Genomic DNA, 18,287 nt, shown 5'->3' with positions numbered 1-18,287 from the left:
TTCACAGAACGACTCGCTCCGCACCCTGTCCCGCCCACGTGCCTTCGCACGTCGGGTCATTTGTAACCTGCCCTCTCGCGGCTTTTGCCGCGGGATACGGTTTGTCTGAAGGAGTAATCTGATGCCCTTGCCGCCCGTTGCCTTCTATTCGATCTACGAGATTGCGGTGCGCTGGGGATGTCATCCGGCCGACGTGGCGGGATGGGCTGCGGCGGGGCACCTGCAGGTGCTGGCGGGGATCCCTCCGGTCAGTTGCGGCGAGGAAACGGTCGCGGGAATGGTACAGGTGCCGATCGCCGAGCTGATGCCGATGTTCCGGCGGATTGGCCCCAGCGACGAGCAGGCGCGGTTGAAGCGGGTGGTCGATAGCGCCGCGACCGATCCGATCAGGCCGAAGAACCCCATGCCGGTGGCCTGCAGCGTCACCATCGACAGCCGGTTCACATAGGTGAAGCCGCCCAGACCCTCGGTGTTGCCGCGCCAGCAGACCCAGCCCGCCGAGCGTTCCTCGGCCGCCGCCCCGGATGTCGCGGCCGAGGTCATCCGCCAGCGGCGCATGGAAGTGGAGAGGTTGGTCGTGGCCAGCGTCGGCGTGGCCGCGGTCCCCACCGCCGTGCGCGGCATGCCGTTGGTGTTGATCGTCGTGCTGGTCGAGGGCGCCCAAGTCGCGATCCGGTTGACCCCGAAATGCGGCTGGAGCGGAAAGTGGCGGCCCGAGGGGCGCTCGACATCGAGCCAGCCCATCCCCGCCCGGTCGCGGGCATAGAGCGCGAGCTTTCCTGGGGGCGGCGGCGAGGGGACGGCGTCATGGGCAGGCAGGACCACCGGCTCGGCCAGTTCCAAACGGCCGCTGGTGCGGTCGATGCGGATGGCGTCGTAGAAGGCCGACCCGTCCGGGCTGACCTTGAAGCTGAAATCATCGTTGCCGAGGAGGCCGATCAGCGCCCGCGCCGAGAACCCGGTCTTGAAGGCAAAGGCCGCATCATTCGCCGGTGCCGCCTTGTTCAGCGCTGCCTGCAACTGGGCGGCGATGCCCTCGTAGGAGGTCAGGCCGGAGGAGTGTCCGATCCAGGCCCCGCGATGCACGAGCATGCCCGAGATTTCGATGACCGCAATCCCGTCGACAACGGCGAAGTGCTGGCCGCCGTTCCGTGCCTGGCGGTTGGTCAGGTCATCACCGAACAAAGACGCCCGGGCGGGCAGGCTGGCGCTGGCTTGGTCTTCGGCCGTGATCTGCAGACCATCGACACTGATTTCCCGGCCGGTGATCCGAGGGCCAAGCCCGGTCAGGAAGGCCAGCGCCTTGGCAGGATCGACCATGAGAGGCGTGTTGAAGACGCGCTGGGCGATCTGGGTGTGGTGCATCATGCGTCCTCCGCGGGCCGTGGTTCCCGGTCCTCGCCGTCGTCGTCCTGGTTGCCGACCACCTGCTGGTCCTGTTGCTGGCCCTCGGTGTCACCCGGCCCAGCGCCGCCACCCGCCGCTTGTGCGGGCGATCCCGGCCGACGGAAGTCGAGCCCGAGGTCTGCCTCACGCTTCCGTTCCGCGGCGATTTCGCGGTCGACCCGTTCAGCGTCATAGCCGCGCTCGGCAATTGCCTGCGTGCGGGATTTCAGGCCCGCCTCGATCTGCAGGATTTCTGCCGAGGCGTCCTTGGCCGGGTCGATCCAGTCCCACTTGGTCGGAAGCCAGTCGCAGGCGAGCCAGGCACGCCGCTCCGTCGCATAGCCCGGCAGGTCGATGGCGCCCGCTAGCACGGCCATGTCCATCCAGCGCGTCCAGACGGAACGGCATGGCTGGTAGACCATGACCGAATGCTGGAAGGCCGAGATGCGGCGGCGGAAATCGACCAAGGCGATCCGGGTGTTCGAGAAGTTGCCCTTGGCGGTGTCGCCGGTCAGATAGCCGTAAGGTACGCCCAGCGCGGCGCCGATCTGCAACAGCGTGCGGTACTGGAACGGCTCATAAGTTGACCCGGAATCCGGCGTCGAGGGCGTGGTCACGTCCTCGCCGGGATCGAGCCGCACCACCTGGCCGGGTTCCACCTCGAGATCGTCCTCGGCCGGATCAAGGGCGGTTTCCGGGGCGGGGGAGGTGATGAACATCGCGAACATCGCTGCCGTCTTCTTCCGCTCCAGTTCTGCGTCGTCGTAGAGGTCGAGGGTGAAGAGCTTCACCACGGCCGCGGCGAAGCGCGAGACCCCGCGCAGCTGGCCCGCCTCGACCGGGTCGAGGATGTGGATGACCTCGGACGCGGGCACGCGCACCGTCTCTCCCGCCAGCCCCGGATCAGTCATGTCGCCCGGATGGCGGCGCAGGAAGTGGTAGGCCACGCGGCGGCCGATCCCGTCGAATTCGATCCCCTGCCGAATCGATCCCGCGCCAGGAAGGACGCGGGTCATGTCCTGGGGCAGCATTTCTGACGGCAGCATCTGCAGCTGCATCGGCACGGTCAGACCGTCTTCGGGCCGCCGCGTGCGGATGCGCAGGAAGACCTCGCCTGCAAGAAAGACTTCCCGCGCCGCCCGGCGTTGCAGGCCGAAGAAGTCCGTCAGCCCCTCCGCATCCGCCTCGTCGGTCCAGGCGAGCCAGAGCTTCTGCAACTCCTCCTTCTTCGCGGCATCGGCGATCTTCGATGAGGGCTTGATGCCGTCACCGACGACGTGGTTCGCAAAGGCATCGACGGCATTCGCGGCATAACCGTTGTTGCGCACGAGCCAGCGCGCCCGGGCGGTGATGGTCTCACCCGAGGCGGCGATCAGCGTGTTCACATGGGCGCGGGTGGCACGGAACCCGCGCATGCGACGATGGGACTGCGCGGCGTCGAAGCCACCGATGATCGAGCCGAGGCGGGCGCGGAAGGCTTCGAGCACCATGGTCAGAGACCCTTCGTCGCGACAGTGCCCCAGCGACGGCGGCGGGCAGACGTGCCGCTGGCGCTGGCAATGCGGGCTTCCAGATCGCGGATCGCGGCGGCAAGTTCTGCGTCCGATCCATAGGTCACGGTCTTCCCGTCGTAGCTGACACTGCGCAGCCCGGCGAAGCGGGCTTCCTGCAGCGCCGTGAGCAGGGCCTGCATGCGTTCCAGGTCCATCAGTCCCTCATGAAGTTCGGGGTGTAGGCCCGCCGTTTCCGGCGTGGCGTGGTCAGGGTTCCGGCCTTGGGCTGGGCCGGATCGGGCGGCGTAGGATCAGGTGCGGTGGCAGCTGGCATCCTGGTTTCGACACCAGCCTGTGCCTCCAGCCGCCGCCAAGTGGCCTCGTCCCAGCGGTCGGCGCCGAGGATCCACGCCGCGGCGCGGGCATAGACCCGGCAGTCCAACGCCTCGTTCCGCTCGCGCATCTTCTGCCATTCCTGGTGGGCATAGCCGCGCTTGTTGCCGATGGTGACCAGCTGCTCGGCCACCAGCTGCTTCAGCCATTCGGTGTTGGCCCAGCTTGGGATGTGCACGGTCCCCGGCGCATCGAGGACGCCCAGCGCCCGGTCTTCATCACTCGGACGAGCGGGCCGCTTGCGCGCGCGGCATCGGCGAGTGCTTTCGCCACGGTCTCAAGCGCGGGGGCGACGGCGGCGGTCAAGCGGTTCGTCAGGCCAAGCCAGATCAGGCTCAGCCGATCCAGCGCATCGCCCGTGCGTTCGATCTGCGCCGCATCGGCCGCGCTCACCGCCACCCCGAACTCGCGCACGTCTTTCGCGGCATCGCGCAGCGTCGCGCTGCCGATCCGTAGAAAGGCAATCGCCGCCCGGTCGCCGAAAAGGTCGGAGGCCACCGCCGCGCGCTCGGCCTCGGGCACGAAGCGATTGAGCGCGTCCTGAATGGCGATGATGCGCTGATCGAGCGGCAGGGCCTGTAACTCGGCCGCCGTCAGGTTCAGCCGCGCCAGCGCGCCGACGGCCGTGCCCGATCCCGCCGCCGCTTCGGAAAGCCGCGTCGTCAGCTTCTTCGTCGCCTGTTCGATCTCGCCCAACGAGACCCCGGCAAGCTCGCCCGCCCAGGTCAGCACCTGCAGGCTCTCGACCGTGGTCTTGAGCGAAGCCGCCATGTCCGCCTGCGCGCCGATCGTCTCAAGCCCCGAGCGCACCATCGCCACGCCCGCCGCCGCGGCCGCAGCCGTCACCGCCGCGAGTGCCACCCCGGCCTTGCGCGCGAACCCGGCGAGCCGCGTGTTGGCCAGCTCCATCTCCGACGAGAGCCGCCCGAAGCCACGGGCTCCGGCCTCGCCGATCCCTTCCAGCTCGGCGCGCACCTGCCGTCCTCCCTCCGCCACAAGGCGGACGGAAACACGCTTCTCTGCCATCGCGAGGCTCCTTGAAGTGATGCGTCATTGACTTATGCGCCATTGGCGCACATATTGCGCCATGGCCATCGTTACAGTCGTCGAAACCCCGGAATTCGAGCGTCGCGCCCGCAGCCTCATGTCGGAGGCGGAGCGGCTTGAGGTGATCGATTTCGTCGCCCGCAACCCGATGACCGGCGTTGCGATTGGCGGCGGGGTGCGGAAATTCCGCTTCGCCCGGCCCGGCGGTGGCAAGAGCGGCGGCTATCGCGTGATCCATTTCTACAGCCCCGATGACGGGACGCCGATTTTCCTGATCACCGTCTTTGCCAAGAACGAGAAGGCAAACCTGACGGCTGCGGAAACGGCGATGGTGCGCGAACTCGGGGCTGCGCTGGCGGCGAGTTACAGGAGGACGAGATGACCGAGGCATTTGCGAGCATCGAACAGGGCTTGAAGGAGGCGCTTGCGCAGGCCCGCGGCGAAGGGCGGGGACGGGTGCATGAGATCGATCTGCCCGAGCCTGATGTGCAATCGATCCGGTCGCGCACGGGGCTGTCGCAAACCGATTTCGCGCGCAGCATCGGGGTGAAGAAGGGCACGCTCCTGAACTGGGAGCAGCGCCGCCGCAGCCCGGAAGGCCCGGCGCGGGTGCTGCTTGCGCTGATCGACAAGGACCCCGACATCGTCCAGCGGACGCTGGCGCCCTGAACCCTGCGGGGCGTTCAGGGGCCCGCCTGAGCGGCGATCTGTTCATTGAGCCTGCGCACCATCACCGCCTTGATCTCGGGCAGGGTTTCGGCGGTCATGAGCCTGTTCACGCCCAGGGCTTCGGCGAGGGCGAGTGCCGCGCCCATGTCCCAGCCGAGCACCGCATCGGGGACGAGGCGCAGCTGTCCGCCAAGTCGTTGCACCAGATCCCAGACCTGTGCGCCCTCGACCGTCTGCGGCCGGTTCAGTCTTGCGGGGCAGTCGGGGCAGGGGCCGTGGCAGGCGGCGCAATAACTTTCGCCCCCGCCGAAGGACCAGTCGGCGAGGGCGCAGAGGCGTTTTTTTCCGCATCCAGCATCAGGCCGCGGGCAACGTAGCGGGTCTGAAACGCTTCGAAAACCGGCCAGATGTCGATAAGGGCGTCGATGCCCTCGGGCGTCACCGGCATCGGAGTGCCTGTTTCGTCGCCGACGCCTTCCCAGTCGAGAATGGCCAGACGCGCCACTGCTTTCGCCATGGCCAGCGCCAGTTCTTCCTGCGTCGCACCCTCGGGCAGCGCCGCAAGGTCGGGATCGGCGCGGGCGGCCGCCGCATGCACTCGACCGGCTTTTGCGTGCCGTGGACGGTGTCGGCGTCTTGATCCCGGTTGGCGATCTGCCACAGCGTCGTCTGCTTGCGATCCCCGGCCCAGTGACCCTTGCCCTTCGCACGCACCGCATACCAGCAGGGTTCGTGCTGCCAGTGGTAATCGCCGCGGCTGAGGACCAGCCTATTCTTCGCCCAGATGATCTGCGACCGGATCGCAAAGGCCGCGGCAGTCAGGCTGTCCGCCACGGTCGCGGCATGCAGGGCACCGTGCCAGACGTAGGCGACGTCGCCGGGGAACAGCGCCCATGCCTCGCGCCAGTCGGCCCGGTCGTCGTTCAGCACCTTGCCAGTTCGTTTCGTTTTGGCCGCGCCCGCCTGATTGCGCCAGGAGGGATCGTACTCCACGCCATAGGGTGGCCGCCGCATAGGTGTCGATGATCGCCTGCGGGCCGATCTCGTAGGCATCACGATAGAAGTCCAGATTGTCGTTCGTCATGTAGGGGGCGGGGTAGTAGACGCGACCGATCTTGCCCTCCTTGCGGATCTCGATCTTCGAGACGATCGGATGGATCGAGGCGGTGGCATGGTTGATGTAGCTGATCGAGCCGGTCGGGGGGACCGCCTGCAGATAGCGGTTGTAAAGCCCGTCGATGCGCACCGCCTCGCGCAGCGCCTCCCAGTCGGCGCGGCCGGGCAGCGGATGGTTGGCGAAAAGCGCCTGCACCCGCGGGCTTCGGGGCAGCCAGTCGCGGCTGGTATATTTCTCGAAAAAGGTGCCATCGGCATAGGATGAATCCTCGAAGCCGGCAAACCTCTGGCCGCGTTCGCGGGCCAGCGCGTTCGAGGCGCGCAGGCAATGATAGGCCACGGCGGCGAAATAGACCGAGGTGAATTCGATCGCTTCGGGGCTGCCATAGGGGATGCGCTCGCGCGCCAGGAACCCGTGCAGGTTCATCTGTCCGAGCCCGACCGCATGAGCGGCGTCATTGCCGCGCCGGATCGAGGGCACGGCCTCGATCGCCGACATCTCGCTGACCGCGGTGAGCGCGCGGATCGCCGTTTCCACCGTGGCGCCGAAGGATGCGCCATCCAGCGTCGCGGCGATGTTCAGGCTGCCCAGATTGCAGGAAATATCCATGCCGACATGGGCATAGCCAAGATCCTCGGTATAGGCGGAGGCTTCGTTGACCTGCAGGATTTCCGAGCAGAGGTTCGACATGTTGACCCGCCCGGCCACCGGATGGGCGCGGTTCACCGTGTCTTCGAACAGGATATAGGGATAGCCGCTCTCGAACTGGATTTCCGCCAGCGTCTGGAAGAACGCGCGCGCATTGATCTTGCGCTTGCGGATGCGCTTGTCGTCCACCAGTTCGGCATATTTCTCGGTGATCGAGATCTCCGAGAACGGCACGCCATGAACCCGCGCGATGTCATGCGGCGAAAAGAGATACATCTCCTCGTTGCGCTTGGCGAGCTCGAAGGTGATGTCGGGGATCACCACGCCAAGGCTGAGCGTCTTGATGCGGGTCTTCTCGTCGGCATTCTCGCGCTTGGTATCCAGAAAGCGCAGGATATCGGGATGATGGGCGTGCAGATAGACCGCCCCCGCGCCCTGACGCGCGCCGAGCTGATTGGCATAGGAAAAGGAATCCTCGAGCAGCTTCATCACGGGGATGACGCCCGAGGACTGGTTCTCGATCCCCTTGATCGGCGCGCCCGCCTCGCGCAGGTTGCTGAGCAAAAGCGCCACCCCGCCGCCGCGCTTGGAGAGCTGCAAGGCAGAGTTGATCGACCGGCCGATGCTCTCCATGTTGTCTTCGATGCGCAGAAGAAAGCACGAGATCAGCTCGCCCCGCTGCGCCTTGCCCGCGTTGAGGAAGGTGGGGGTGGCGGGCTGAAAGCGGCCCGAGATCATCTCTTCCATCAGCGCCAGCGCCAGCGCCTCGTCGCCGCGCGCAAGCGTCAGCGCCACCATCACCACGCGGTCCTCGAACCGCTCAAGATAGCGCTGCCCGTCGCGGGTCTTGAGCGTATAGGAGGTGTAGTATTTGAACGCGCCCAGAAAGGTCGGGAAACGGAACTTGTGCGCATAGGCCGTGTCCCAGATCCGGTGCAGGAAGTCCTTCGAATACCGGGACAGCACCGCAGGCTCGTAATAGCCTTCGTCGAGCAGATAGCCCAGCTTTTCGTCAAGGCTATGAAAGAACACGGTGTTCTGGTTCACATGCTGAAGGAAATAGGCGCGCGCGGCCATCCGGTCGGCCTCGAAGCGGATGCGTCCCTCGGCGTCGTAAAGGTTCAGCATCGCGTTCAGCGCGTGGTAATCGAGATCGGGTTTCACGGCGTCAAGCATTCGGTGCTCCAGAATTTTTCCAGCCCCGCGCGGGTGCGTTCGATATCGGTTGCGGTTCCGGCAAGCTCGAAACGATAAAGCACCGGGACGTTGCATTTGGCGGAAATGACATCTGCAGCATGGGCATAATAGGTGCCGAAGTTGCGATTGCCCGCGCCGATCACGCCGCGGATCAGGCCGCGACGCTGCGGATCGTTGAGAAAGCGGATCACCTGCGGCGCCACGCTGCCCCGGCCCTCCCCGTCGGCATAGGTCGGGGCGATCAGCACATAGGGCCGCTTCGGGTCGGGCATCGGCGCGCTGCGATCACGGGGGATGCGCCACGCGGGCAGGCCGAGCTTTTCGATGAAGCGTGCAGTATTGCCCGAGGCCGAAGAATAATAGACGAGCCCCGCCATGGATCAGGCCAGACGGCCGATCATGTCCGGGCGAAAACCCGCCCAGTGCAGATCGCCCGCCACCACCACCGGCGCCTGCCGATAGCCCATTTCCTGCACCCGCATGAGCGCGGCCGCATCCGCGGTGAGGTCGATCAGGTCATAGGCGATCCCCTGCGCGTCAAGGGCACGGGTGGTCGCCGTGCATTGCACGCAGGCCGGTTTCGAATAGACGACGATGCTCATGTCTGCCCTTTCGCATGTCGGAAGGCACGGGCAGAACCGGACGGGAAGACCCGCCCTGACCACAGCCCGCGAACCCTCCGTTCGTGGTGTCCTTGTGGCTGCGGCAGGTCTCCTGGCTCACGGGTCAACACCTCGCCGGCCTTCCCGGGGATCGCCCCAGTGGCATGATCGGTCTGGCTCGCCGCTTACAGTTGCGGGGGCAGCGTCGGCATTGCACCGACTTCCCTCTTAGCTTTCGACCGGAATCGAAAGAACCGAAGCAACATCATATTGCGGGCATTATGTGACGGCTGTCAATATATGGATTGACCGAATGTCGCAGGGCGCGGCCGCGGCGCGGGGGGCGCTAGTCCTGGGCCGTGCCCGTCGTCATCCCCGTCAGAAGGCAATCCTCGACCGAGCCTTCGACATCAAGCAGCAGCGCCTCCAGACTATCCTTGGCCGCACCGGGGTTCTCCCAAAGGCCGCGGGAAATCGCCTCGAGCAGCCGTTCGGCAATGTTTTGCAGCGCATAGGGATTGTGGCGCTTGAAAAACGCCTGCATCGCCGGATCGAAGGCATAGGTCTTTGCCAGCTCCTCATATTGCCAATCGTCCAGAATGCCGCTCGAGGCGTCCCAGTGATAGACGATGTCGACCAGCCGCGAGAGGTCGCCCGCGCCCTTGTAGCCGTGCCGCTTCATGCCCTCGATCCATTTCGGATTGAGCACGCGGGTGCGAAAGATGAAGCGCCCCTCCTCGTCGGTCGCGCGGATGCGGGGCTGCCGCGGGTCGTTGGAATCGCCGGTGTAGCTGCGGACATGTCGGCCGGTCACCGCCTTCACCGCCGCGTTCATGCCGCCCTGATAGGCGTTGAAATCGGTGCAGCTGAAGATGTCATATTCGCGCGTGCCCTCGTTCTTCACCGTCAGATCAAGCCCGGTCATGCGCTTGCGGAACATGTCCTGCCGTGCCTCGCCGTAGGTGCCCGCGCCATAGGCATAGCCGCCCCAGGACATGTACATCTCGCCCAGGTCGTCGGGGGTCTGCCACTTGCCGCTGTCGATCAGCTCGTCGACCCCGCTGCCATAGGTGCCCGGCTTGTCCGAATAGATGCGGAAGGCGGCACGCTTGTCGGCCTCTTCCGGCGTCAGGCCCGCGGCGATCAGCTCGGCCCGGTCGATGGCGACGTTATGGGCCAGCGGGTTGAGGTCGGCCGGTTCGTCCAGCGCCGCGACCATGCGCGCCGCCTGATCGAGGGTCTCCATCAGGTTGGGGAAGGCGTCGCGGAAAAAGCCCGAGGTGCGCACGGTCACGTCGATGCGCGGCCAGCTGCGGTCGGACTGCGCGATCACCTCAAGGCCGCGGACCCGGCCGCTGCGCGCATCCCAGACCGGGCGGACGCCCATCATGTAAAGGATCTGCGCCACGTCATCGCCGCGCGTGCTCATCGTCGGCATGCCCCACAGCACGATGCCGACCTGACGTGGCACCCGGCCCTCGTCGGCAAGGTAGCGCGCGACCAGCGCCTCGGCCTGCCGCACGCCGACCTCCCAGGCCTCGGGCGTCGGGATCTTGAAGGGATCGACGGAATAGAAATTGCGCCCCGTGGGCAGGATGTCGATGCGGCCGCGCGTCGGGCTGCCAGAGCCGCCGGGCGGCACGAAACCGCCCGCAAGACCGTGCAATGTGTTGTCGATCTCGTCGGTGATCAGGCGCAGCTTCGGGCGGACGCCGTCGCGCACGAAGCGCATCGCCTCGGCCACGCGCGGCGAACCGCCAAAGCGGCTTTCGACCTCGGCCGCGATCGCGGCATCCTCCCAGCCGGTCGCGTCGAGCGCGTCGAAGGCGGCGCGGCAATCGGTCAGGATCTGTGACAGCACCTGTCCCTTGGTCTTGCCCAGCGCCGCCACCAGATCGCCCGGATGATCGCGCAGATCCTCGCCGTCAAAGCCGCGTGCGGCGGCCACTGCATCCCACAGCGATCCCGCATCGCCGTTCGGAAGCCGCGTCAGATGCACCATGGTTTCGTTGAACCGCCCGGCCGGCGGCACCTGCCCCAGGATGTGCAGCCCGTCGTTGATGCTGGTCACATCGACCGTCTCGATATAGCCGTGCAGCTTGTTCATGTAGGCGACCGGATCGGCCTCGGCCGCATCGCGCGTCATGCCGATATCGGCGTCCAGATGCGCCTGCGCGGTCAGCCCCCAGAGCTTGTCGACAATCACCGCAACCTTGCCCGGATCTTCCTGCCGGGCATGATAGGCCGCTTCGAGAAGATCCTCGATCTGCTGGAAGGTCTCGGTCTTTCCGGCGTTGGTCTGCGGCGGGATCATGTGGTCGAGGATCACGCAATAGGACCGCCGCTTTGCCTGCGTGCCCTCGCCCGGGTTGTTGATGATATAGGGGTAAAGATGGGGAATGTCGGAGATGGCTGCGTCCGGGTAGCATTCGCGCGACAGGCCAAGGCTTTTGCCGGGCAGCCATTCCAGCGTGCCATGGGTGCCGACATGGATCACCGCATGGGCGCCGAACTCCTCGCGCAGCCAGCGGTAATAGCCCAGGTAATGGTGCGTGGCGGGCAGATAGGGATCGTGGATCTGCTGGCCGTCGGGCTGCAGCGTCGGCTGGTCTTCCTCCTCCATCCGGGCGCGCGGCGGCTGCACGCCCAGAAAGACGTTGCCGTTCACGATGCCCCCGACCAGAAGCTTGCCGTCATGGTGGAAGGTGACGCCGGGGCAGGGGCCCCATTTCGTGTCCATCTCGGCCTGCATCTTCGGTCCGCGCTCGGCATGCCAGCGGGCGGCGGTGGCATCCGCGATCCCGCCAACGGCCCGCGCCGCCATCTGTTTCGGCGTGAGGTAGCGCCGGTCGCTGGTCAGACGGTCGAGCATCTCGAAGGCCATGGCCTCGCCGCTGTCGAAGCTGCGGTCGATGCGGTATCCCTCCTGCGCCATGCGCTCCAGCAGGATCTTGATGCTTTCGAAGGAATCAAGGCCCGAGGCGCAGCCAAGCCGGTCGTTGCGCGGCGGATACTGATGGAAGATGATCGCCACCTTGCGCTCGGCCGGGGGCGTGCGGCGCAACCGCGCCCACATCATTGCCCATCGCACCACATGGGCGCAACGCTCGGGAACCGGCGTGCGCAGCATCAGACGGGCGCCGGTGGCGGGGTCGATGCCGGTTTCGTCGCGGGTGCCGACGACGGTGCCGATGATCACGCCGTCGAATTCGGGCTGCGCCACGCTGGTCGAGACATCCATCGGCGACACCGCCTGCAGCGTGTCCTCCCAGTCGGCCCGCGGGCTGTAGGTCTGGATCAGCTGCAGCACCGGCACGTCAAGCCCCGGCAGGACGGTCTCGGAGCCGGGGCCGCCCACGGCCAGCGAAAAGCTTTGCGGCGACAACAGCACCTCGATCAGCGTCTGTCCGTCCTTGCGAAAGAAGGTCTCGGCCACCTCTGCCACCGACATGTTGCCAAGGTCGGCATCGCGGAAGCGGTTGTGAAAGACCGCAAGCGGCACGCCGCCCTGCGCCTCGATCTCGGCGATCAGCGCGTCGAAGACGGCCAGATCGCCGTTGACCCAGGAATAGTTGGCAAACCACATCCCGATCACCGGCGCCCCCGGGGCCGCGCGCGCCCGCGCCCAGTCCAGATAGCCGTCGCGGTCGCGCAGCCCGCCCGTCCATTGCGGGTGATGGATGCCCTCGATCGGCAGGGTCTCGGGCGGCGGCGGCGCGGGAAGTTCCGCCCCGGTCTGCCGCGCGACCGTCAACAGCAGCCCGCGCAGATTGGCCGCGCCGCCGCGCGACAGGTAATCCGAGCGCAGCGCATGGGCGTCAGAGCCGACATCCGTGCCAAGCCTGCGCGCCATGTCGACCTCGTCGGGCGACATCGCGCCCGCCTGCACATGGATCAGCCGCCCCGCCGCCGCCGCCGCCAGCCGGTCGGCACCGGGGATCGACTCGGGGCCGCCATGCGGCAGCAGGATCAGCGCATCCGCGCCCCGCACCAGATCCGCGATCGCGGCGATCCGCTTCTCGTCGAAAAGATCGCTCGAGGCGCGGGCGATCACCTTGATCTGCGCCGCCTCCGCAGGCGCAAGGTCCGCGACCGCGCGGGCGAGGATCGGCAAGGAACCGGAGGTGGCATCGATGATCACGATGGTGCGGGGGGAAGCAGGCACGGGATTTCCCTTCGATGGCGGGCAGGATCGGCTGGAACGGCGGCTCAGGACGACAGATCGGCGGTCGGTCGGCCCATGATCTCTTCGAACGGACGGCGCCGCATGCGATGCGCCAGCGCAAGCTTTGCCGCGTCGTCAAGATCGGCCGGCGTCACCGCGTCGCGCCCGGCCCATGCCGCCAGCGCCTTCGCCGCCTTGAGCATCACGATATCGCTGCGATGGCCATCGACGCCCATTTTCAGCGACCGCTCGGCGATCTCGAACAACAGCGCCTCCGAAACCGTCACCTGCGGACAGCGGGCAATGGCCACCGCGATCGCCGCCCGCAAGGCCTCGGTCTCTTCGCCCCAGCGCGCCACGAAGGCGGCCGGGTCCTGTTCGAAGGCGGCCCGGCGCTTGACCACTTCGACGCGCTGCCCGGGGTTTTTCAGCCCCTCGACCTGAACGCACAGGCCGAAACGGTCCAGAAGCTGGGGCCGCAATTCGCCCTCTTCGGGGTTCATCGTGCCGACAAGGGTGAACCGGGCCGGATGCGAGAAGCTGATCCCCTCGCGTTCGATCGTGTTGACGCCCATCGCCGCGGAATCGAGCAGCACGTCAACGACGTGATCGTCAAGCAGGTTGACCTCGTCGACGTAAAGGATGCCGCGATGCGCGGAGGCCAGAAGACCGGGTTCGATGACCTTGCGGCCTTCGCGGATCGCCAGTTCCAGATCGAGCGTGCCGACCACCCGATCCTCGGTGGCCGAGATCGGCAGTTCGACCACGCGCACCTTGCGCTGCCGCACCGGCAGCGTCTCGCCCGCCTCGAACCGGGCGCGGACATCGGGGGCCATCGCCTTCGGATCGGCCGGATCGCTCTGGAACGGGTCGTCGGCCACCACGTCGATCTCTGGCAGCAGCTCGGCCAGCGCCCGCACCGCCGTCGATTTCGCCGTGCCCTTTTCGCCGCGCACTAGCACCCCGGACAGCGCGGGGTTGATAACGTTCAGGATCAGGCTCGTTTTCAACGTCTCCTGCCCGACGATCGCGACGAAGGGGTAGATCGGCGCCGCCGCCGTGGTCGTGTTTGTCATTCCCGGAACTCCCTGGCGAGACCGACCAGATCCTCGGCCCGCAATTCATCAGTCTTGAAGTAAAGGCCCCCCAGCGCCCGGGCCAGCTTGCGCGCCAGCTCCAGCCGGACGACGCCCTGCGGCTCGGTATCGACGACGATGAACCGGGCCGCGGGATAGCGCTCGCGCAGCCCCGCCGCGGCCTGCAGCGCCTCTTCATGCGGGGGGGCGGTGCCAAGCCCGGCATTGGCGCGGCCGTCGGTCATCACGATGACCAGCGGAAGCACGGTCGGATCCCTGCGCTGAACCTGACGCAGCACATTGGCCGCTTCGCCAAGCCCCTGGGTCAGCGGCGTGCGGCCGCCCACCTCGAGCTCGGCCAGCAGCCGTGCCGCGCGATCGACCGAGCCGGTCGGCGGCAGCACCACTTCGGCGCTGCGGTGCCGAAACACCACCATCGCCACCTTGTCGCGCTTTTGATAGGCGTCGAGCAGCAGGCTCATGATCGCCGCCTTGGTCTCGACCATCCGCCGATGCGCCCCCATCGAGCCGGAGCCGTCCACGACGAACAGAAGGAAGCTGCCGACGCGCCGTTCGCGGACCTTTTCGCGGATGTCGGCGGGCGCGATGTGCAGCGCAAGGCCGGTTTCGGCCCTCGCCTTGCGCAGGCTCTGATAGGGGGCGGCGGCGCGGATCGTGGCATCAAGCGCCAGATCGTTGCGACCGCGGCGCAGCGTGCTGCTGACATAGCGCCCCTGTTTGGTGGCCGACCGCGACCGGCTGCGCCGACCCGAGCCCGCCCGCAAGGCGTCATCGCTGCCCTGGGGCTCAAGCTTGCGCACCGCATAGCTCGCCCCGATCTCCTGAAGCTGGCCGGGCGGCGCCTCTCCCTCCGGGTCTTCGCTCTCTTGCGACGGCTCGGCCGAGGGGGGCGGCGCGGGGCGATCCGCACCGCCGTCGCCGCCCTGATCGGGGGGCGGGGCGCCCGCATCGGTCGGCGGGCCATCGGCCTCGTCCCCGGACCCCGCCTCCGAACTGCCGTCCGAGGGCGCGTTTTGGTCGTTTTCCCCCGAAGGGCCGCGGGTTTCTTCCTCGGGGCTGTCCTCGGATTGCGGCGGCGGCGCTGCAGGAGGGGGGGGCGGTGGCGGAATGTCGGGCGTGCCCGCGCGCATCCGGTGCAACAGAACCATCGGCGCCACGGCCAGAATGTCATCGGCGCTGACTTCGTTTCGGCCCGCCCAGGCGGCATGGGCGCGGGCGGCGCGTTCCATGACGATATCGGCGCGATGCCCCGCGACGTGATTGCGCTGGCAGATTTCGGTGACGAAGCGGGCCAGATGCGACGGAAATCCCAGATCGCGCAGCCGCAGCCGGGCCTCGGCGATGCGCTGTGCAAGCGCGGCCTCGGCGCCCTGATAGCGCGCGATGAAGGCCGCCGGATCGGTGTCGAAGGCCTCTCGGCGCAGCATCAGATCGACGCGGGCGCGCGGATCGCTTTCCCCCTCGACCGCGACGGCCAGCCCGAACCGGTCCAGCAATTGCGGCCGCAACTCGCCCTCTTCGGGGTTCATCGTGCCGATCAGCACGAAGCGGCTGGCATGGCGCAGGCTCTGGCCCTCGCGCTCGACGATGTTTTCGCCGGTCTCGGCGGCGCCGAGGATGCTGTCGACAAGATGATCGTCAAGCAGATTGACCTCGTCGATGTAAAGCACGCCCTGATGCGCGCGGGCCAGAAGGCCGGGCTGGAACGCCACGCGGCCTTCGCGGATCGCCGCCTCGAAGTCGATCGTGCCCACGACCATGTCCTCGGTCGCCCCCAGCGGGAAATCGACAAAGGGCGGCGGCCCGCCCCCGGGCAACGGCGGCAGCAAGGCATGCAGCCCGCGCGCGGCGGTCGATTTCGCGGTGCCCTTCTGGCCGCGGATCAGCACGCCGCCAATCGCCGGGTTCACCGCGTTCAAAAGCAGCGCAAGCTTCATCTCTTCCTGCGCCAGAATGGCCGGGAACGGGAAATCCCGCCGCAACCGGGCGGTGGCGCGGCCTTGCCCGCCGATTTCGGGGCAAACGTCAGCCATGGCGGGCGCTTTCCGCGGCTTGGCGGTCCGTGCCCCGCCGCAAGACGCAATCCAGCCCGGCGGCGCGCGGCGACAGCAGCGCCCGCGCCGGGCAGCGCCCGCGGCATCCGGCCAGCGTGCATCCCGCGCAGCTGTCATCCGGCACCCGCAGCCCCCGCGCCAAAGCGGCGAAATCGGGACGCCCGGCAGAGCCGCAAGCGTAGTCTGGATCGCCCGCGACGCTGGCGCAGGGATAAAGCGCCCCCGAGGGCACCAGCACCACGGCCGCACCGCGTTCGGCCGGGCAATAGGCCCCGGTCCTGTCCCCGCCGCATCCCACCATGCTGTCTTCGCGCAGCTTGATCGGCTGCGCCCGCCGCGCATTGATCCAGCCAAGGGCCTCGCGCAGGGCCGCATGCGCCTTGGCCACCTCGGCTGCCCGGGGCAGATCGTCGAGGCCACCGCGCCCGACCGGCCGCAGGATATCAAGGCCGATGCTGCGCACCCCCGAAAACCCGGCCAGCAGCATCGCCAGCCGCGGCAGGGAGGCGACCGAGTCGCGGGTCAGCACCGTGGTGATGCCAAAGCCGATCCCGGCTGCGTCCAGGTGTCGCAGGCCCGCCAGAACCTCGGCCGTCCGTCCCCGAAGCGCGTCGTTGATCTCGGCGGGGCCGTCAAGACTGACCCCGACCCCCAGCCGGTTGTCCCGGACCAGCGCCAGAAACCGCGCATCGATGGCGATCCCGTTGGTCTGCACGAGGATCCGGCCAAAGCCCGCGCGGCGGGCAAGGGCCACGATCTCGTCCAGCAGATCGGGCACCAGCGTCGGTTCGCCCCCGGCGATCTGCAGCACCGCGCCGGGGCGGATCGGCAGGGTTGCAAGCGCCTGCGCAAAGACCGCGGGATCGAGGTCCTCCCGCGCTGCATCGCCGCCGCGCATGTAGCAGTACCGGCAGCGCAACTGGCACCCGGTGGTTGGCCAAAGCACCATGAGATCAATGGGATGAACGGCACCGATCATCTCAGTCGGCCGCCTCGATCACCCGTTTCAACCGCTCTGTCGTGCGCAGCCATTTGTCGGCAAAGCCAAGCGCAAGCGCGGCCGCCACGACCCCGACAAGGCCGCCGGGCGTCGGGTCCTGCGGCTGTCCGGCAAGCGCCGTGCGATAGCTGGCAAACAGATCGGATCGGCCCGAGACCGCCATCGCGATCAGCGCGCCGTGCTGGGTTGCCATCTCCTGCCAGCAACTCGCGGGCAGGACCCCCCAGCTGGTCTGGTCATGCACATGCGCCAGGCCGATGACCGCCGCCACGGTCGGCGGATCACGGTCCAGAACGCCAAAAACCGGGCGCATCAGCCCCGCCAAAGGATCGGAAAGCCGCGCGGCCACCGCTTCCCGCAGGCTTTCCGGCGTCACCCCGAATCGGGCGAGCTGCACCGCACAGGAACCCTGCCGGACCGGCGTCAGCCCGTTCTGGCGCCGCAGCGTTTCCGCAATCGCCCCATGCACCGTGCGTCCGATCAGCTCGCCCAGCGTGGTGTGGTGACCGGCGCCGACCAGCGGCCGGCAGCCTTGCGTCGGCGCGGCGACGGCGATCTGGTCGGTTCCCGTTCCGGTTGCAATCTTCTGCGACTGCCGCGAGGGCACCGAAAGCTCCTGCAGCACCGCCGCCTTGGCCTCGGTCGCGGTCATCACCGCCCGCACCAGCGCGCCTTCGGTCATCGGCACGTTGACCGCGATCATCACATTTATCGTGCCATGCGGCTCGGCGGCACCGGCGGGTTCATAGCGGCCGTCGAATTCGTAAAGCCCGGCCGGATCGCCTGCGCGCGCTGCGTTTCCCTCGACCCCGCCGGTCGCCAGCGCCACGACGCACAGATCGCGAAAGCGTTCTTCGACGATCGCCAGATTGTTCATGTTCGCCGCCGTGCCAAGGCCCGCCGCGGCAGCCCCGGCAAGGCCGTGCTCGGCCAGCAGCATGGCATCGTAAAGCGTGGGGTTGCGATAGGCGGCATGCACATCGGCGGAATGGGCGCCAGAGGGTTCGCACCCCTGATGGTTGTAGACGGCATCGAGATGTTCGACCAGCCCGCCATGCGCCGAAGAGGTCGAAATGACCCGAAAAGTCTCGCGAAAACGAAGACTTACGAACTTGTCGTCGCGATGAAGCTCGACCTTGTCGAAGAACGTTCTGATCAGCATGGCCGGCTCCATTTTCGGGCGAATCAATCGAACGTTGCATTTCGTTGCACAGGTCCCGCGAGAAAGGCAACCCGGTCAAAACCGCCGGAAAAACGCCCTGCGACACTCTGTCCTGCTCATCTGCGATCCCGCCGGAAGCCGCTTCGGCGGCGCCATCCTGTCCTGCAAATGCGGCTCGGGAAGGCCATTTTCCGGGCGTATCGGCGCGGTGCGGGATCTGCATGCCCGCCGGATCGTCGCGTCAAAATGCCCCTTGT

Annotated in this window: 15 protein-coding genes, 2 pseudogenes and 1 riboswitch; of the genes and pseudogenes, 2 read left to right on the top strand and 15 right to left on the bottom strand. The window is 67.4% G+C overall.

Translation table 11 applies throughout. The annotated features are described in order from the left end of the window. Window positions 1-180 precede the first annotated feature (180 nt). The 5 genes and pseudogenes from AC4PTB_RS10620 to AC4PTB_RS10600 form a co-directional block, all read right to left on the bottom strand. Window positions 181-1,368, bottom strand: a complete 1,188-nt coding sequence (locus AC4PTB_RS10620) for a hypothetical protein (RefSeq protein WP_492189932.1) — start codon at window positions 1,366-1,368, stop codon at window positions 181-183. Continuing rightward, window positions 1,365-2,876, bottom strand: coding sequence for a phage portal protein (locus tag AC4PTB_RS10615; RefSeq protein WP_492189931.1), 1,512 nt, complete (start codon window positions 2,874-2,876; stop codon window positions 1,365-1,367). Before AC4PTB_RS10615 ends, AC4PTB_RS10620 begins: the two co-directional genes overlap by 4 nt. A 2-nt stretch (window positions 2,877-2,878) precedes the next feature. Continuing rightward, window positions 2,879-3,094 carry a phage head-tail joining protein gene (locus AC4PTB_RS10610; RefSeq protein ID WP_492189930.1) on the bottom strand — a complete coding sequence of 72 codons (216 nt, stop codon included), beginning with the start codon at window positions 3,092-3,094 and terminating at the stop codon, window positions 2,879-2,881. Beyond that, a pseudogene (locus AC4PTB_RS10605) lies at window positions 3,094-3,510 on the bottom strand (terminase gpA endonuclease subunit); the annotation flags it as partial. The gene AC4PTB_RS10610 and the pseudogene AC4PTB_RS10605, both read right to left, overlap by 1 nt. Then, a pseudogene (locus AC4PTB_RS10600) lies at window positions 3,501-4,298 on the bottom strand (phage tail tape measure protein); the annotation flags it as partial. The pseudogenes AC4PTB_RS10600 and AC4PTB_RS10605, both read right to left, overlap by 10 nt. A gap of 61 nt (window positions 4,299-4,359) precedes the next feature. Here AC4PTB_RS10600 and AC4PTB_RS10595 point away from each other — a divergent pair. Together AC4PTB_RS10595 and AC4PTB_RS10590 are read left to right on the top strand one after the other, a co-directional pair. Further along, complete coding sequence (locus AC4PTB_RS10595) at window positions 4,360-4,701, top strand: type II toxin-antitoxin system RelE/ParE family toxin (RefSeq protein ID WP_492189929.1); 342 nt, start codon at window positions 4,360-4,362, stop codon at window positions 4,699-4,701. Then, window positions 4,698-4,988, top strand: coding sequence for a helix-turn-helix domain-containing protein (locus AC4PTB_RS10590; RefSeq protein ID WP_076367822.1), 291 nt, complete (start codon window positions 4,698-4,700; stop codon window positions 4,986-4,988). The genes AC4PTB_RS10595 and AC4PTB_RS10590 overlap by 4 nt, the downstream gene beginning before the upstream one ends. A gap of 14 nt (window positions 4,989-5,002) precedes the next feature. Here AC4PTB_RS10590 and AC4PTB_RS10585 read toward each other — a convergent pair whose 3' ends face one another. From AC4PTB_RS10585 to AC4PTB_RS10540, 10 genes are all read right to left on the bottom strand, one after another. Continuing rightward, a complete protein-coding gene (locus AC4PTB_RS10585) occupies window positions 5,003-5,191 on the bottom strand; it encodes a DUF7697 family protein (RefSeq protein ID WP_492189928.1) in 189 nt (62 codons plus the stop codon). Between the two features lie 41 nt (window positions 5,192-5,232). Further along, window positions 5,233-5,586 carry a phage-derived protein YdaY family protein gene (locus AC4PTB_RS10580; protein WP_492189927.1) on the bottom strand — a complete coding sequence of 118 codons (354 nt, stop codon included), beginning with the start codon at window positions 5,584-5,586 and terminating at the stop codon, window positions 5,233-5,235. A 171-nt stretch (window positions 5,587-5,757) separates the two neighbouring features. Further along, window positions 5,758-7,929, bottom strand: coding sequence for a class 1b ribonucleoside-diphosphate reductase subunit alpha (gene nrdE, locus AC4PTB_RS10575; protein ID WP_492189926.1), 2,172 nt, complete (start codon window positions 7,927-7,929; stop codon window positions 5,758-5,760). Next, window positions 7,914-8,327 carry a class Ib ribonucleoside-diphosphate reductase assembly flavoprotein NrdI gene (gene nrdI / locus AC4PTB_RS10570; protein WP_492189925.1) on the bottom strand — a complete coding sequence of 138 codons (414 nt, stop codon included), beginning with the start codon at window positions 8,325-8,327 and terminating at the stop codon, window positions 7,914-7,916. Before nrdI ends, nrdE begins: the two co-directional genes overlap by 16 nt. A 3-nt stretch (window positions 8,328-8,330) precedes the next feature. Further along, on the bottom strand, window positions 8,331-8,552 hold the full coding sequence (nrdH, locus tag AC4PTB_RS10565) for a glutaredoxin-like protein NrdH (RefSeq protein ID WP_492189924.1): 222 nt from the start codon (window positions 8,550-8,552) through the stop codon (window positions 8,331-8,333). Between the two features lie 85 nt (window positions 8,553-8,637). Continuing rightward, window positions 8,638-8,826, bottom strand: a riboswitch (cobalamin riboswitch). 72 nt (window positions 8,827-8,898) lie between these two features. Next, complete coding sequence (gene cobN, locus AC4PTB_RS10560) at window positions 8,899-12,717, bottom strand: cobaltochelatase subunit CobN (protein WP_492189923.1); 3,819 nt, start codon at window positions 12,715-12,717, stop codon at window positions 8,899-8,901. Between the two features lie 44 nt (window positions 12,718-12,761). Next, window positions 12,762-13,793, bottom strand: a complete 1,032-nt coding sequence (locus tag AC4PTB_RS10555; protein WP_492189922.1) for a magnesium chelatase ATPase subunit I — start codon at window positions 13,791-13,793, stop codon at window positions 12,762-12,764. After that, complete coding sequence (locus AC4PTB_RS10550; protein ID WP_492189921.1) at window positions 13,790-15,847, bottom strand: VWA domain-containing protein; 2,058 nt, start codon at window positions 15,845-15,847, stop codon at window positions 13,790-13,792. The genes AC4PTB_RS10555 and AC4PTB_RS10550 overlap by 4 nt, the downstream gene beginning before the upstream one ends. Next, complete coding sequence (locus AC4PTB_RS10545) at window positions 15,840-16,817, bottom strand: radical SAM protein (RefSeq protein WP_492189920.1); 978 nt, start codon at window positions 16,815-16,817, stop codon at window positions 15,840-15,842. Before AC4PTB_RS10545 ends, AC4PTB_RS10550 begins: the two co-directional genes overlap by 8 nt. A 31-nt stretch (window positions 16,818-16,848) precedes the next feature. Beyond that, window positions 16,849-18,030: an adenosylcobinamide amidohydrolase gene (locus AC4PTB_RS10540; protein WP_492189919.1), complete on the bottom strand. Its 1,182-nt coding sequence runs from the start codon at window positions 18,028-18,030 to the stop codon at window positions 16,849-16,851. Between the last annotated feature and the right edge of the window lie 257 nt (window positions 18,031-18,287).

It is taken from the genome of Rhodobacter sp. 4.3.4 (assembly GCF_058724655.1).
This window is presented reverse-complemented; position numbering and strand designations above follow the sequence as displayed.

What these genes read in the sequence shown, in the direction of transcription:
- AC4PTB_RS10540 (WP_492189919.1), bottom strand. Translation starts at nt 18,030, where the DNA reads ATGCTGATCAGAACGTTCTTCGACAAGGTCGAGCTTCATCGCGACGAC.
- AC4PTB_RS10610 (WP_492189930.1), bottom strand. Translation starts at nt 3,094, where the DNA reads ATGGACCTGGAACGCATGCAGGCCCTGCTCACGGCGCTGCAGGAAGCC.
- AC4PTB_RS10555 (WP_492189922.1), bottom strand. Translation starts at nt 13,793, where the DNA reads ATGACAAACACGACCACGGCGGCGGCGCCGATCTACCCCTTCGTCGCG.
- nrdI (WP_492189925.1), bottom strand. Translation starts at nt 8,327, where the DNA reads ATGGCGGGGCTCGTCTATTATTCTTCGGCCTCGGGCAATACTGCACGC.
- AC4PTB_RS10550 (WP_492189921.1), bottom strand. Translation starts at nt 15,847, where the DNA reads ATGGCTGACGTTTGCCCCGAAATCGGCGGGCAAGGCCGCGCCACCGCC.
- AC4PTB_RS10620 (WP_492189932.1), bottom strand. Translation starts at nt 1,368, where the DNA reads ATGATGCACCACACCCAGATCGCCCAGCGCGTCTTCAACACGCCTCTC.
- AC4PTB_RS10595 (WP_492189929.1), top strand. Translation starts at nt 4,360, where the DNA reads ATGGCCATCGTTACAGTCGTCGAAACCCCGGAATTCGAGCGTCGCGCC.
- AC4PTB_RS10590 (WP_076367822.1), top strand. Translation starts at nt 4,698, where the DNA reads ATGACCGAGGCATTTGCGAGCATCGAACAGGGCTTGAAGGAGGCGCTT.
- AC4PTB_RS10545 (WP_492189920.1), bottom strand. Translation starts at nt 16,817, where the DNA reads ATGGTGCTTTGGCCAACCACCGGGTGCCAGTTGCGCTGCCGGTACTGC.
- nrdE (WP_492189926.1), bottom strand. Translation starts at nt 7,929, where the DNA reads ATGCTTGACGCCGTGAAACCCGATCTCGATTACCACGCGCTGAACGCG.
- nrdH (WP_492189924.1), bottom strand. Translation starts at nt 8,552, where the DNA reads ATGAGCATCGTCGTCTATTCGAAACCGGCCTGCGTGCAATGCACGGCG.
- AC4PTB_RS10615 (WP_492189931.1), bottom strand. Translation starts at nt 2,876, where the DNA reads ATGGTGCTCGAAGCCTTCCGCGCCCGCCTCGGCTCGATCATCGGTGGC.